Genomic DNA, 13616 nt, shown 5'->3' with positions numbered 1-13616 from the left:
GTACTCCCCCGTCCCCGTACTCCCCCGAGTCCCGCCCGATGCGCGTTTACGGGCCGCGCTTACGGGCCGCAGTCGATGATGGTGGTGGAGACCCAGTGGTCCTCGTAGTAGACGCTGAAGGTCTGGATGCTGCAGAGGGTGATGCCCTGGAGCGACCTGATGCCGCCTCCGCCACTGCCGCCACTGCCGCCCGGCAGACCGCCCGGCAGGCTCACCAGGGTGCCGTCCCCGTAGGCCGTGCTGCCGTTGCCGCCGCCGGTGGAAGTGTGTGCGGGCACCGACGCGGGGGCCTTGCAGTTCGCGCCGTCACGCAGGATCTCCGCGTTCTCGGACGCCTGCGTCTTGAACTGGTTGGCGTAGGCCAACTTCATCAGCGCCATGTTGGCGAGCGGCCAGGTCTCCGCCCTGACGGCCGCGATGAACAGCTTGGAGTAGGAGAAGTCGGTGACACCCATGCTGTACATCATGTCGATCAGGACAGCTCTGCGGTTCGGCAGCAGGGTGTACCACAGATCGGGGAAGATCCCTTCGAGCGTGGTGATCGCCGCGTTGAAGTCGGCCTCGAAGAGCGTGATGATCTGGAACGAGGTGAGGTTCTGGGTGCCGTTGCGCACCGCGGTGTAGTCGGCGCCCACGGCGGCGAGCAGGGCCGGGGCGTCCGGGCGGTCGAGGTTGAACCCGACACCAACGGTGGGGTGGCCCTGGTCGCTGATGTATACGTGCGGGTCACCCTTCACACCGTGCGTGCTGTGGTGTCCGGCGACGTATGCCTTGATCTCCTCCATGGTCATCTGCGGAGGTACGGGGGCCGGCGGAGCCGGGTCCGTCGGGGACGGGAACTTCGGGGGCTTCGGCACGCAGCCCGTCGCCGCGGCGGCGGGGGTGGTGGTGACGACCGGCACCACGGCCAGCGCCGAGGCGGCCAGCACCGCGGCCAGCAGCCGGGACAGACGCGATCTGTATCGGGACACAGCATCTCCATGAGTTCTGGGGGATGCGCTCATGATCGGGTCCGTCGCAGTCCAGGCACCATCCCGGATATCTGGGGGATTCCTGAGACCGGTCCGTCCATTCCGGGAGTGTCCTGTTCCGGCTCCGCAAGATGTCTTTGCCCCTGTACGCCGGAAGGCGGCTGCGTCATCAATTCGGCCTCGGCGCAGGCGATCAGCCAAGCTCAGCCCTCCGCTCCGCGGCACTGCACTCCGGGGCAGCCCGGCGGGCCGGGGTCCGGCGGTGGCGCGCCGGGCCGATTCCGGGTACGTCGAACCCGTCGGCTGTGACGTCCGGATCAGGCGTTGTGCACGATCCCGGTGGGAGTCACGATGAGCGCTGACATCGAACGGGCGAACGGAACGACGGAGCAGCTGTTCCCCAACGTCTACGTTCCCAACACCCAGGCAAGCGCTGGGCTGCTCAACCTCGGAAACTGATCTCAGCCAGTTCGCGCCTACGGGAGCCAGTATGAGTCGCACCACCCCGCCGCGCCCGTTCGACATCACCGCGCTTTTCCCTCAACTGGCCACCCTGGCACGTACAGCGACTCGGCTGCATCCCCGCCCCGGGACGCCGTCACCGCACGACAGTTCCGTCGGCGGGCCGCTGCTGTGGCCCGCCGACGAGCCGTGGCCGCATTGCGATGGACCACACGAGTGGGACCGGGTGAACGCGGCCCTCTCGCCGGAGGACGTACGGCTGTGGCGTCGTAACCGGGCAGAATCGGCAAGTCGGCGGCGCCGCGATCCTCAGGGGCCTTGGGCCACACCCGAGGAATTGGCGATCGAGAAGCGGATCATGGTCGGCCGCCCTTGGCCTGAGGGCCCGATCGCCATGCTGCCCGTCGCCCAGCTGTACGCACGCGACATCCCCCTGCGGCGCCCGGCCGGCCGGTCCGAAGCCGACCTGCTTCAAGTGCTCTGGTGCCCTTTCGACCACCCGGCGCACCCAAGGACCGCACTGTTCTGGCGGTCCGCCGCGACCGTAACGGACGTACTCGACACACCGCCCGAGCCGCCCGCGATCCAGTTCCCCACCTATCTGCCGGAGCCGTGTCTGCTCACACCGGAGCAGGTCACTGAGTACCCCAACTATCTGGAGCTGAGCAAGGAGCTGCAGGAAGAACTGGGCGACTGGAGCAGGTGGCAGGCGGCCGGATCAGCCCTGGACAGCTCCTATGAAGTGGCCCCGAAGGAGCTCTACATGGACATGTTGTCCATTTCCCCCGGCTGGAAGGCCGGTGGCTGGACCCGTTGGGGCCTCACCGATCCCATGCCTCGGATCTGTTCCGCATGCAGCACCGAGGCGGTCCCGCTGCTGACGATCGCCACCACCGAATGGGACGACGCCACCGAAAGCTGGGCCCCCGAAGAGGACCAGGCCAACCCCACGCCGCTGCTCCCAGGTACTCCTCCGGCAAACTTCACCATGATCGATCTCGCCCGAGGCTATGATCTGCAACTCCACGTCTGCCCGGCGTCCCCGGATCATCCGCACATCGAGCTGATCCAGTAAAGATGAACCATCTTGAACGTCACCGGCCAGCGTCTCTTCCGTGAGGTTCGGTCGGGGTGCTCCCGCTGGTCGTGGGCGGCGGTCTGCGCCGAGAAGGCTTCTCGAAACCGAGCGCGGGGCGGGGGGGTTCCGTACGGGTGTGCTGTTCAGACAGCTCACCATCCCGGACGGATGGCGGACGTTCGCCGCCGGCCCACCCGAACCCCCCGTCCTGCTGTCTTCCGACGAACTGCGAAGGCTGTCCCCGGCAGAGCGGGCCCTCTACGACGAGGACCAGCTCGACCGTCACGCCCGGATGCTCGTGGTCGCCGCCTCGTCCGTCGAGAAAACGGTGTATGGTCGCGCCGAGTTCACGCGCTTCCTGGGCCTGCCGGTCCGTCCCCAGCCGAACATGACGGACATCATCAGGCCCTGGTCGGCGTCTGCACGGACTCCCGCACCGGCCCGGGTGCTGGTCGTCGAGATTCACAAAGTCCGCAGATCGCTCGGGCCGGCGACGAGGTCTTCGAGACCCTGAAGTACTTCTCCGAGCGCATCTCTGCGACATTCGTCCATGCGGGCATGAGGGGGCCGACTCCTCTTGAATGTGGTGCGCGAAGGTCGCAGGTGTGGTCATGTCGAGCAGGCGCATCGCGTCGTGGTCGAGGGGGCCGAGGCGTTGCCCGGGGGTGCCTTCCAGATGCGTGCTCTGGGCGCTGAGGGTCAGCATGAGGCCGCCATCACCCTGGCCGTCACGACCCTGCGCACCGCGCTGCACGCCGGCTGACCCGACAGCCATCAGCACCGAGGAGAAACCCAACATGGCCACCAAGCCCACCCGGACGGCGCGTCTTCCGCGGTGGCCAGGGACACACCCGCGAGGACGGCCGCCGACGGCACGCTGAAATCCTGTCCCGGCACCAGCGACACCAGCCGGAACATCCGGGCGGTCTCAGGGGCGAGACGTGAGTAGGACAGGGAGAACGCCGTGTTGAGACGCAGATCACCGGCGCTGAGCGAGTCCAGCCTGCGATCCTCGTCGGTGAGGCGGTCTGCGAGCCGCCGCAGGCTCCAACTCGGGCGGGTCGCGGCGCAGTTCGCGGCCACGCGCAAGGCCAGGGGAAGGCCCCCGCACAACTCGGTCACTGAGCGTACGGCGTCGGGCTCCGCGTCCACACGGCCCGCGCCGACGACGGAACGCAGCAGGGAGGTGGACTCCTGCTGCGTCAGCGCACCCAGCTCCATGCGCCGCACTCCCTCCAGGCCGACGAGGGTACGGCGACTAGTCACCACGACCATCTGACGCCCCTCACGCGGCAGCAGGGGTCTCACCTGGGCCTCGCTGCCGGCATTGTCCAGGACCAGGACCGCCTGGAGCCCGGCTGCGATCGTGTGACAGCGCGCGAGACGCTCCTCAGCGCCGAGCTGTGCCACCTCATGGTCGGCCACACCCCAGGCGCCCAGCAGGCGCAGCACCGCCTCCTCCGCCGAAAGCGGCTGCGTGTCCAGGCCGCGCATGCTCAGCAGGAACACCCCGTCGGGCGTCGGAGGGCGGCTTCGCAAGAGCATGCAACAGGGCCAATTCGGTGTGACGCCCAACAAAGTCCGGGACACCTCGCGGCAACGCGCATGAGGAGGATTTGACGGAACCGGAGGGCCGCGTGCCCGGACGGGCGGCTGTCAGCAGTTCCGCGCGCGCCGCTTCGTCCAACCGCAGGCCCTGTGCGAGTGCGACGACCGTTCCACGATGCGTACGCAGACGCCGTCCCCGCTCCACGTCACCTATCGCGCGCCCCGAAACCCCGGACGCCTCGGCCGGCTTTTCGATCGTCGGGCCACGGGCCTGCCTCAACTCCCGCAGCATACGACCGGATCGCGTCGCACTCCTGCCTTCCACCGCTTCCCCAGGTAGCGCTGCCCCGTCGACGCGGCCAGGGTGTCCTGGCGCGCACACACAAAGCACCCTTTGCGCCTGCCATCTTGTCGCTGACCGCGCGGGGAAGATGCGGGCCCAGGGAAAGGCCACGTCAGCGTGGACGGTGCCGGCGCTGCCACGGACCGCTCGCACGCGAGGACCGTCGCTTCCCCACCGCGCCGGTCGGGAGTCGGCAGACGGGGCCGGCCTGTCCGTGGGGTACAGACCCGCCTGGTTTCCGCACGCCGCCCGCTCATCTCTGATTGAGATGACTGATATCCGGAACCATCGCGAGCGATGAGGAAGCATCGCGGGGCGGTCCGTGCTTACGTCTGCGTGCCGGTATCGAAGAAGCCGCCGGCCACCCCGCAGCGCTTCCGTCCGGCCCGGCTTCCCGGCCCGCCCCGTCAAGAAGGTGCACATGTCCGCATCACCCGACGTCCGGAAACCCCGCCGGCCCGTGAACACCGAAGCCCCACACGGCGTTCCGGGCTGGCTGGTCGTCCTCCTCGCCGTCGCCACCGGAATGACCGTCGCCAACCTGTACTACGCGCAGCCCCTGCTGCCCTCGCTCAGCGGCGTCTTCCACACCAGCACGGCCACCACCGGCACCCTCGTCACACTCACCCAGGTCGGCTACGTGATCGGCATGCTCTTCCTGGTCCCGCTCGGCGACCGGCTCGAAAAGCGCAACCTGATCACCGTTCTGCTGGCGATCACGACCGTGAGCCTCGTCGCGGCGGGACTCGCCATCAGCTTCCCCATGCTGCTGATCGCCTCGCTGGTCAGCGGCGCCACCTCGGTCGTCGCCCAGATACTGGTGCCCTTCGCCGCCACCCTCGCTCCCGACCATGCCCGGGGCCGCATCGTCGGCCGGGTGATGAGCGGCCTCCTCACCGGCATCCTGCTCTCCCGCACCCTGAGCAGCGTGGTCTCCGACCTCACAGACTGGCGCGTCGTCTTCCTCGGCTCCGCCGGGCTCATGGCCATCCTCGCCGTGGCCCTGCGCGTCGCCCTGCCGCAGCAGGCGCCGACCACCGCCATCCCGTACCACCACATCCTGCGCTCGACCGCCCGGCTGGTCCGCACACACCCGGCGCTGCTGCGCCGCGGCCTCTACCAGGCGGCGATGTTCGGTGCGTTCAGCGCTTTCTGGACCACCGTCTCCTTCGTCCTGACCGGTCCCCGGTTCCACTACTCACAGATCGGAGTCGGCGTCTTCGCCCTCGTCGGGGCGGCCGGAGCCGCCATCGCCCCCTTCGCCGGACACTGGGCGGACCGCGGGCTCGTACGCCCCATGACCGGCATCGCCTTCGGGGTCGCGGCCCTGGCCTTCGGACTCGCCGGATTCGGCGGACACAGCATCGCCCTGATCGCCCTGGCCGCGATCCTGATCGACATGGCGGTGCAGACCACCCTCGTCCTCGGCCAGCACACCGTCTACCAGCTCGACCCCGCCGCCCGCGCCCGGCTGAACAGCGCCTTCATCGCGCTGTTCTTCGTCGGCGGCGCGATCGGCTCCCAGCTCGGCTCCGCCGTCTACCACGCCGGAGGCTGGACCGCCATCACCGCCCTCGGTGCCGCCCTTCCCCTGATCGCCCTGGTCTACTGGGCCACCGAACGCCCGCAGCGTACGAGAACACCCCGGCGCCTTCCGCATACGATGCGGTGAAGATCGAAGACCGTCGCCTTCGCACCGGACGGAGCGCGGCCGGTCGGACGGAGCGCTGCTGGACCGGGAGCGGACGATGGATCTGCGGCAGATGGCGGTCGTCGTCGCGGTCGCCGAGGCGGGCGGTTTCACGGCGGCCGCACGACGGCTGCACATGGTGCAGTCGGCCGTGTCGGGCACGGTCCGCGCCCTCGAACGGGAACTGGGCACCGCTCTGTTCGACCGCACCACGCACCGCGTCGCACTGACCCCGGCCGGAGAGGCGTTCGTACCCGCCGCACGCGCGGCGCTCCGCGCCGCCGAACTGGCGCGGGAGGCCGTCGACGCCGTACAGGGACAACTGCGCGGGCGGGTGACGGTCGGCACGATGCAGGGGGTGTGGGCCGGGCTCCACCACGCACTCGCCGCGCTACGGGCGGAGCATCCGGGCGTGGTCGTACATCTGCGGCAGGCGGCGGTCGCCGACATCCGGCAGGCGTTGCGCGAGGGCACGGTGGACCTGGCCGTGGTGGCGCTCGACCGCCAGCAGCAGCGCGGGCTGGTGACCAGGCTGCTGTCCCGTGAGGACATGGTGCTTCTGACCTCGCCCCGGCGGGTGCTGGCCGGGATGACACCGGGCGGCGAGGTTCGACTCGGCGATGTCGCCCATCTGCCGCTGGTCGACTTCACACCCGGCTGGGCCATCCGCTACGCGGTCGACCGGTCCTTCCGGGCGGCGGGCGTCGAGCGCAGCACGACGTTCGAGGTCAACGACATCGTCGCCGCCGCAGAACTGGTCCGCAACGACCTGGGAGTCTGCATCATGCCCATGTCGATCGCCGACCGCTTCCCCGACCTGCCGCAGCACCGGTTCGAACGGCACGCACCGAACTGGAAAGTCATGGTCGTACGGCCTCCCGGCGAGGCACCTCCGGCGGTCGCCGCGCTGCTACGGCACATCACCTGACGACGACCGCGACAGGGTGACGGGTTATTTCAGACAGGGTGACGGATCATTTCACAACACATCGCGTATGAACTGCCAGTGACGAGGCGCCGGAGTCAGCGCGAGCAGTGTGGAGGCGCGGGGGCCGCGTTGTACGGCCGCCCTGTGCGACGGGGCCGAAGACGGAAGTGATGGTGATTCCTCGGCCGGGTCACACCTCCCGCGGTCGCATGCCGAGGATCTTCATGGTGAACGCGAGCCATTCGGTGTGTTCGGTGAGGGCGGTCTCCGCGTCCGTGGCCCAGCCGTGGCCGACATTCCGCCAGACGTGGACGAGGATGGGCGCGTCGCCGCTGGTGGCCGCCTGCATGCGGGCCGCGTACTTCCTCGCGTGCCACGGCGGGCAGCGGGGGTCGGTGTCACCGGCGTCGACGAAGACGGCCGGGTAGACAATGCCCTCCTTGACGAGGTGATAGGGGGAGAACCCGGCGAGGCGGCGGACCTCGTCGGGGTCGTCGGCGTCGGCCAGTTCAAGGTTCACGGTGTAGCGGCCGTAGCCGTCCCCGCACGCGCCGATCAGATCCAGGTGCGGCACGCGGGGAACCGTCACGGCGAACAGGTCCGGCCGCTGTACGGCGGCGATGCCGGCGAGCGTGCCGCCGTTCGAGGCTCCGGTGACGGCCAGCACGTCCGGGCCGGTCACACCGGTGGCGATGAGGTCCTCGGCGATGGCGTAGAGGTCGGCGTAGCCGTTGGTCTTGTTCTTACGCCGGCCCTGTTCCCACCACTCCCTGCCGAATTCGCTTCCGCCCCGCAGGTGTACGTGGACATAGACGCCGCCCGAGTCGACGAAAGCGGCCATCTCGCGTGGATACGCGGGCAGCCAGGCGGCGTTGTACCCGCCGTAGCCGTAGATCAGGGCCGGGCGCGGCCGGTTCAGCAGCACGTCGCGGCGGCGGACGAGGTGATACGGAATCCTCGTGCCGTCCGCGGACGTGGCCCAACCGTCTTCCACGACGGTGCCGGGGAGCGTCACCGCCGGCCCGGACAGCATCTCGACACCCGTCGCCCCCGGCCGGTGGCTGAAGCATCCGGGCGACGCGGTGAACGTGGAGAAGGAGAACAGGAACTCGTCCGGCCGGCCGGGCGGGAACAGGTTCATCATCGCGAACGGCAGCTCCGCGACGGAGCCCCGGCCGGGCAGGGGAACGAGCCCGCGGGCCGCTCCGGTCCGGTCGAACACCCTGACCTGCGAGTACGTGTCGACGAGGTCCGCGACATAGAGTTCGTCGCCGACCGGCGTGAGGAAACGCATCACGGCGTCGGACTCGCCGACCAGTTCGGCCCACGTCGAGGGGTCGTTGAGCGTGGCGTTGTCGAGGGCGATGCTCACGAGGCGGCCACGCGGTGCGCCGACATCGGTGATGGCGATCCACGCGTCGCCCACGAGATGGCCGGCGAGGCTGCCGATCCGCTCGGTGACGAAGGGCTTCCAGACGAGTTCGCCGGATTCCGCGATCGGCGCCACGGCGAAGGGGATCGGGGTCTGCAGGCCGTACACGGCGACGGCGTGACCGGCCGTCGGCCGAGGCGACGACCACCCGGTAGTCCTGTTCCCGCGGCCATGGCACGCCGACCAGGGTCGTGACGGCTGGCTCCACTTTGTGCAGCCAGACGTGCTGGACCAGTTCGGTGGCCTCGCCCTCCATGGCAGTGAAGAAGAAGCCGCTGGAATCCGGCAGTCAGTGTGCGCCGCCGGTCCAGTTGTCGAGCAGTTCCCGGGCGGGGGCGCCGGGGAGCCGGTCGCCGGTGGTGGTGTCGATCAGGCGGATCGTGTTGCGTTCGCTGCCGTCGTCGCAGACACCGAGGGCGAGGATCCTGCCATCCGGTGAGAGGGAGATCCAGGAGACGTACGGCGGGTGCCGGGGGTGCTCCTCGACTGAGTCGAAGAGCACGGTGCCGTCCCCGTACGGTTCGCCGGTGAGCAGCACCTGCGCCTGGCTCGTGCCTTCGGGTGTGTGGGTGCGCACCCAGCGGTCGCCGGCCGGGCGGGGATACGCCGGGTACCGGGACGCGGCGAAGTGCGCCACGCGCTCGCGCAGCCGGTCGAAGTACGGCCAGTCACGGACGTACGACGCCGCGAGCTCCGCCTGTTCCTCCTGCCAGCGCTCCACCTCGTCCGAACTGCCCTGGAGCCACTGGTACGGGTCGGGGAAGGTGACTCCGGCGAGCGTGGCGACATCGTCGGTCGTACGGGTTTGCGGGTACTCCACGGACACTGCGTCAACGTCCTTTCGCTGGCGGTTTCCGGGCCATGGGCCGGCCAGGTCCTGTCCGGCGGACCTTCGCGGGGCCGCGACGACCCACCGGACAGGGCCTGGCCGTCAGTAAGCGACCGCGGCACTGTTGGTGCGGTTGTGCGACGCGGCGCTCAGCACGCCGGTCTCCGGGTCCCGCTCGATGGCCACCCAGACGCCCTCGCCGCCGAACCGCGCCGCTTCGGAGTCGACCTCCTGCCACGGAACGCCCGCCGCGTCGAGCACGGCGTGGTCGTACTCACCTGTCGCGAAGTTCGCGATCGCCGAGCCGTCGGCCGGATCGAAGGCGGGCAGGAAGAAGTCCGGCTTGTTCACCGCCTGCTCGACGGTCATGCCGAAGTGCAGATAGTTGATCAGGCTCTGGAAGGTCTTCTGGTGCAGGCCGGACCCCATGAACGCGAAGCCCAGCACCGGGGTTCCGTGCCGCAGGACGATGCCGGTCTCGGCCGGCGCGGGCAGCCGCTCGCCCGGCTGGACGGCCGCGATGGCCTGCTGCTGGTGGGCGCCTGGATCGCCGATCGAGATGCCGTCGATGTTGATCGCCGTCTTGCCCCACAGGACGGAGTTGATCGAGTGCGTGATCGCGGCGGACGGCAATCAACACCTCAGCGGAGTCTTCCGCCACCAAGGATTCGAGCTGTGCTGACCGCCCCTGCCGAACGGGCACGACCCGGATGTCCCGGTCAGGCGTCGTGCCGGACCGGGACATCCATGGGCAGGCCCTCGGCGCCCGCGATGCTGCTGGCGAACATGGCGATCAAGGAAGTGGGAGCCAACCGCTAGGGAGGCCCAACTCTCCAGCGGGCACCTTCCCGCGACCGCTTGGCGCGGCAGCCTGGAAAACACGGTAGCCCGAAACGCGGTACCGGAAAAGCGGTGGCCGCGCGGGCTCGGGGCCGCATACGTTCGCCTCCATGGTTGACGCAGCTTTCGGGCATCCGCGCCTTGCCGCCATCTACGACCCGCTCGATCCGGACCGCGGCGATCTCGACGCATATCTCGCGATGGCGGAGGAGTTCGGCGCGCGGTCCGTGCTGGACATCGGGTGCGGTACGGGCGTGTTCGCGCTGCTGCTCGCCGGGCGCGGGATGACGGTCACCGGGATCGACCCCGCGCGGGCGTCCGTCGACGTCGCGCGTGGCAAGCCGGGCGCGGAGCGGGTGCGCTGGCTCGACGGCGACGCGGGGGATCTGCCGCCCATGCGGGTCGACCTGGTGACGATGACCGGGAACGTAGCCCAGGCGATCGCCGATCCGCGGGCGTGGCGTACGACACTGCGCGGCGCGTACGAGGCGCTGCGGCCCGGCGGGCGGCTTGTCTTCGAGACGCGCGATCCGGCGCGGCGCGTGTGGGAGGAGTGGGCGGAGTGGACGCGCGAGACCACGTACCGCATGACGGACATCCCGGGCGTCGGCCAGGTTGAGACCTGGGCCGAGCTGACGGACGTGAGCCTGCCGCTGGTGAGCTTCCGGGGTACGCATGTGTTCGCCGCGGACGGGGACGTACTGATCTCGGAATCGACACTCCGCTTCCGCGAACGTACCGAGATCGAGCGGGACTTGCACGAGCACGGCTTCGTCGTCGAGGACGTACGCGACGCACCCGACCGGCCGGGCAGGGAGTTCGTGTTCGTGGCGCGGCGCCCCGGCACCGCGGAGCCCGTCCCTCCCGGAACACACTAGGTGTATTGCCCTGTGAGGGTGTGATCACGATGAGTGCGTCGGCAGTCCGCGGCGGCCTCGCGTTCGGCGGTAGCAGGGGGCCGGTCCCGCGCCCCGGAGACCCTCGTGGTCCTGGGCGGTGACTTCACGTTCACCAAGAAGATCAGCCTCTTCGACCTGATGATCAATGGCACCTGGGCCGCTGCCCTGAAGGCGGGCTGACCATGGACCGGATCTCTGCCCCGAGCCGGGAGAGGTGAGCCCGGTGCCCGTCGTATGGTTCCTCGCCAGACGCCTGGTCGCCACGGTCCTCATCGTGCTGGCGGTCAGCCTGCTGGTCTTCAGCCTGCTCACCTTGAGCCCGGGGTCCGTCGTGGACACCCTGCTGGGCGATCAGCAGCCCACCCCGCAGGCGATCGCCGCCATCGAAGAGCGATACCACCTCGACGACCCCTTCCTGGTGCAGTACGGACACTGGCTGGTGTCCGCGGCGCAGGGCGATCTGGGCGCCTCCATGCAATCCGGCGAGCAGCTCACCGATGCGATCGCCGCTCAGCTTCCCGTGGCCCTGCAACTGGCCTTCCTCACACTGATCCTGGTGTGCTGCTTCGGAGTGGTGACCGGACTCGCCGCCGGTATCAGGCACGGCGGCAGGCTGGACCGGATCACTTCCGCGCTCGCGATCATCGGCATGACATCGGTTGACCAATGCCGTGACGAGCCCCCGTTTGGGGTTCTGCCTGGCACGAACCACCCCAGACGGATCATGGCCGAGATGTGCGGCTTTCGTTGACACGCCTCCGACCCTTTCGTATTTTCTCGGATCGTTGGAAATTTCGATGATTTGAGTTCTTGATCATTAAGACTTCGGGGGAACAATGTCCGGACGAACGACACCGAGCGGCGGGCGGGGCTGGACCCTGGCCGTGGTGTGTGTGGCCACGTTCATGCTGCTGCTCGACCTCACCGTGGTGAATGTGGCGCTGCCCGACATCAGGGACGCGTTCGACGCCAGCTTCACCTCACTGCAATGGGTACTCGACGCGTACGCCCTCGGGCTCGCCGCGGTGCTCCTGACGGCCGGATCGCTGGCGGACCGCCTGGGCCGCAAACGCATCTTCAACGCGGGCTTCGTCGGCTTCGTGCTCGCGTCACTGGCCTGCGGCCTCGCAAACGACGCCGTCATGCTGTCCGTGTTCCGGGGTGTTCAAGGCCTCGGCGGGGCCGTGCTGTTCGCCGTCGGCCCGGCGCTGATCGGGCAGGAGTTCCAGGGTAAGGACCGGGGCAAGGCCTTCGGGATCTTCGGTGGTGTGGTCGGGCTGTCCATCGCCTTCGGCCCGCTCATCGGGGGCGCGCTCACCGACGGGCTGAGCTGGCGCTGGATCTTCCTGGTGAACGTTCCGGTCGGGCTGGTCGCCCTGGCCGTGAGCGGACTGCGGATGCGTGAGTCCCGCGCCGAGTCGGCCGTCGCCGTCGACTGGTGGGGCATGGTGCTCTTCACCGGTGCACTGACGCTTCTCGTCCTCGCGCTGCTGCGAGGCGAGGCCGAGGGGTGGGTGAGCGCGCCCATCGTCGGCATGTTCGTGTCCTCCGCGGTTCTCCTCGTCGTGTTCACCCTCGTTGAGCGGCGCCTCGGGGAACGGGCCATGTTCCAAACCGTGTTGTTCCGGAACGTGACCTTCAACGGTGTGTCGGTCGTGACCCTGGTGTGTGCCGCCGCGACGATGTCGGCGATCTTCCTCCTCGTGTCGTACGTGCAGAACGCGCTGGCGTTCTCACCATGGCAGACCGGACTGCGGTTCCTTCCCTTGACCGGGACACTGTTCGTCGCCGCCGCAGTCGCGGGGTCGCTGACCACTCGCGTGCCGCAGCGGCTGCTGATGGGGACCTCCCTCGCGCTCATCGCGCTCGGCCTCAGTCTCGTCGCGCTTATCGGCCCGGACTCGGCCTGGACCGCGCTGCTGCCGAGCATGTTCGGCATCGGCCTCGGCATGGGGCTGTTCAACCCGCCGCGCGCGTCACTGTCCATCGCCGTCGCCGAACCGGCCAAGGCGGGCATGGCCTCCGGGATCAACGAGACGTTCCAGCAAGTGGGCGTCGCGATCGGGATCGCCGGGTTCGGCGCGGCGTTCCAGAGCCGGGTGAGTGATCTGTTCGCCACGTCCAACGCCGGACGCCAACTCGGGTCGTCCGCATACGAGTTCGGTGAGGCCGTGGCGGCCGGTGGCGGCGCGGAGGCCATCGGCCGGGCGCCCTCGGCGATGGCTCCCGCGCTCCAGGCGGCGGCCCAAACCGCCTTCGTGGACGGACTGATCGACGTGATGTTCGTGTGCGCGGCCGTCGCCGTCGTCGGCTCGCTCGTGGGTTTCCTCTTCATCCGCACGCGGGACCTGCACGAGAGCGCCCAAGGCGAGGCCGTCAACACCCCTGACGCGCACGGCATCCCGGGCGGGGCGGTCGTCGAGGGGCTTCCCGTGACGGAGTCCGTGCGTTCCGGCGGGGAGCGGTAGGCCGGTCGCCGGGCAACTGGCGGTGGTACCGGCCTTGGAGCCCGGCACCACCGCCAGTACCCTTTGCAAGACCGACGATCGGCGTCAAGGACGTTCGGCGCCACCGAGCGGCTCGGCAACGCCAAGCG

The 13616-nt window shown here is 69.3% G+C and carries 15 protein-coding genes; 9 read left to right on the top strand and 6 right to left on the bottom strand.

Features of this window, described 5'->3' with window-relative positions; translation table 11 throughout:
* Positions 1–59: 59 nt before the first annotated feature.
* Positions 60–971, bottom strand: coding sequence for a lysozyme family protein (locus WH07_RS16115; RefSeq protein ID WP_046500587.1), 912 nt, complete (start codon positions 969–971; stop codon positions 60–62).
* 490 nt (positions 972–1461) lie between these two features.
* Here WH07_RS16115 and WH07_RS16110 point away from each other — a divergent pair, with 490 nt between their 5' ends.
* The 3 genes from WH07_RS16110 to WH07_RS41980 all read left to right on the top strand — a co-directional run bounded on the left by WH07_RS16110 (position 1462) and on the right by WH07_RS41980 (position 3274).
* The gene (locus WH07_RS16110) at positions 1462–2508 is read left to right on the top strand and encodes a hypothetical protein (RefSeq protein ID WP_046500586.1); all 1047 of its coding nucleotides are present in this window, start codon (positions 1462–1464) and stop codon (positions 2506–2508) included.
* 139 nt (positions 2509–2647) lie between these two features.
* Positions 2648–3025 (top strand): hypothetical protein, encoded by a 378-nt coding sequence (locus tag WH07_RS39775; protein WP_046500585.1) that lies wholly within the window; start codon positions 2648–2650, stop codon positions 3023–3025.
* A 63-nt stretch (positions 3026–3088) separates the two neighbouring features.
* Positions 3089–3274 (top strand): hypothetical protein, encoded by a 186-nt coding sequence (locus WH07_RS41980; protein WP_157877355.1) that lies wholly within the window; start codon positions 3089–3091, stop codon positions 3272–3274.
* An 11-nt stretch (positions 3275–3285) separates the two neighbouring features.
* Here the strand turns inward: WH07_RS41980 and WH07_RS16095 are convergent, their stop codons facing one another.
* Complete coding sequence (locus WH07_RS16095; protein ID WP_232788921.1) at positions 3286–4020, bottom strand: NB-ARC domain-containing protein; 735 nt, start codon at positions 4018–4020, stop codon at positions 3286–3288.
* On the bottom strand, positions 3923–4351 hold the full coding sequence (locus tag WH07_RS42145; RefSeq protein WP_408645856.1) for a helix-turn-helix domain-containing protein: 429 nt from the start codon (positions 4349–4351) through the stop codon (positions 3923–3925). Before WH07_RS42145 ends, WH07_RS16095 begins: the two co-directional genes overlap by 98 nt.
* Before the next feature lie 472 nt (positions 4352–4823).
* On the opposite strand from WH07_RS42145, the gene WH07_RS16090 reads away from it, so the two are divergent.
* Positions 4824–6074, top strand: coding sequence for an MFS transporter (locus WH07_RS16090; protein ID WP_046500582.1), 1251 nt, complete (start codon positions 4824–4826; stop codon positions 6072–6074).
* A 76-nt stretch (positions 6075–6150) separates the two neighbouring features.
* Positions 6151–7020 carry a LysR family transcriptional regulator gene (locus WH07_RS16085; protein ID WP_046500580.1) on the top strand — a complete coding sequence of 290 codons (870 nt, stop codon included), beginning with the start codon at positions 6151–6153 and terminating at the stop codon, positions 7018–7020.
* A gap of 190 nt (positions 7021–7210) precedes the next feature.
* Here the strand turns inward: WH07_RS16085 and WH07_RS36255 are convergent, their stop codons facing one another.
* From WH07_RS36255 to WH07_RS16070, 3 genes are all read right to left on the bottom strand, one after another.
* Positions 7211–8560, bottom strand: a complete 1350-nt coding sequence (locus WH07_RS36255) for a prolyl oligopeptidase family serine peptidase (protein ID WP_052744411.1) — start codon at positions 8558–8560, stop codon at positions 7211–7213.
* A gap of 181 nt (positions 8561–8741) precedes the next feature.
* On the bottom strand, positions 8742–9272 hold the full coding sequence (locus WH07_RS40370) for a prolyl oligopeptidase family protein (protein WP_198533820.1): 531 nt from the start codon (positions 9270–9272) through the stop codon (positions 8742–8744).
* Between the two features lie 111 nt (positions 9273–9383).
* Positions 9384–9914 carry a gamma-glutamyltransferase gene (locus WH07_RS16070; protein WP_046500578.1) on the bottom strand — a complete coding sequence of 177 codons (531 nt, stop codon included), beginning with the start codon at positions 9912–9914 and terminating at the stop codon, positions 9384–9386.
* Positions 9915–10231: 317 nt separating this feature from the next.
* On the opposite strand from WH07_RS16070, the gene WH07_RS16065 reads away from it, so the two are divergent.
* From WH07_RS16065 to WH07_RS16055, 4 genes are all read left to right on the top strand, one after another.
* Complete coding sequence (locus WH07_RS16065) at positions 10232–10999, top strand: class I SAM-dependent methyltransferase (protein WP_046500577.1); 768 nt, start codon at positions 10232–10234, stop codon at positions 10997–10999.
* 33 nt (positions 11000–11032) lie between these two features.
* The gene (locus WH07_RS39760; RefSeq protein WP_157877353.1) at positions 11033–11200 is read left to right on the top strand and encodes a hypothetical protein; all 168 of its coding nucleotides are present in this window, start codon (positions 11033–11035) and stop codon (positions 11198–11200) included.
* Positions 11201–11243: 43 nt separating this feature from the next.
* Entirely contained in the window at positions 11244–11771 is a 528-nt protein-coding gene (locus WH07_RS16060) for an ABC transporter permease (RefSeq protein WP_052744410.1), read from the top strand.
* A gap of 85 nt (positions 11772–11856) precedes the next feature.
* Positions 11857–13488, top strand: a complete 1632-nt coding sequence (locus WH07_RS16055) for an MFS transporter (protein WP_232788920.1) — start codon at positions 11857–11859, stop codon at positions 13486–13488.
* Positions 13489–13616 lie beyond the last annotated feature (128 nt).

Origin of the sequence: Streptomyces odonnellii, assembly GCF_000981895.1 — a bacterium.
GTDB classification, from domain to species: Bacteria; Actinomycetota; Actinomycetes; order Streptomycetales; family Streptomycetaceae; genus Streptomyces; species Streptomyces odonnellii.
Note: the sequence above shows the minus strand (reverse complement) of the source record. Positions and strands in the feature narration are given on the sequence as shown.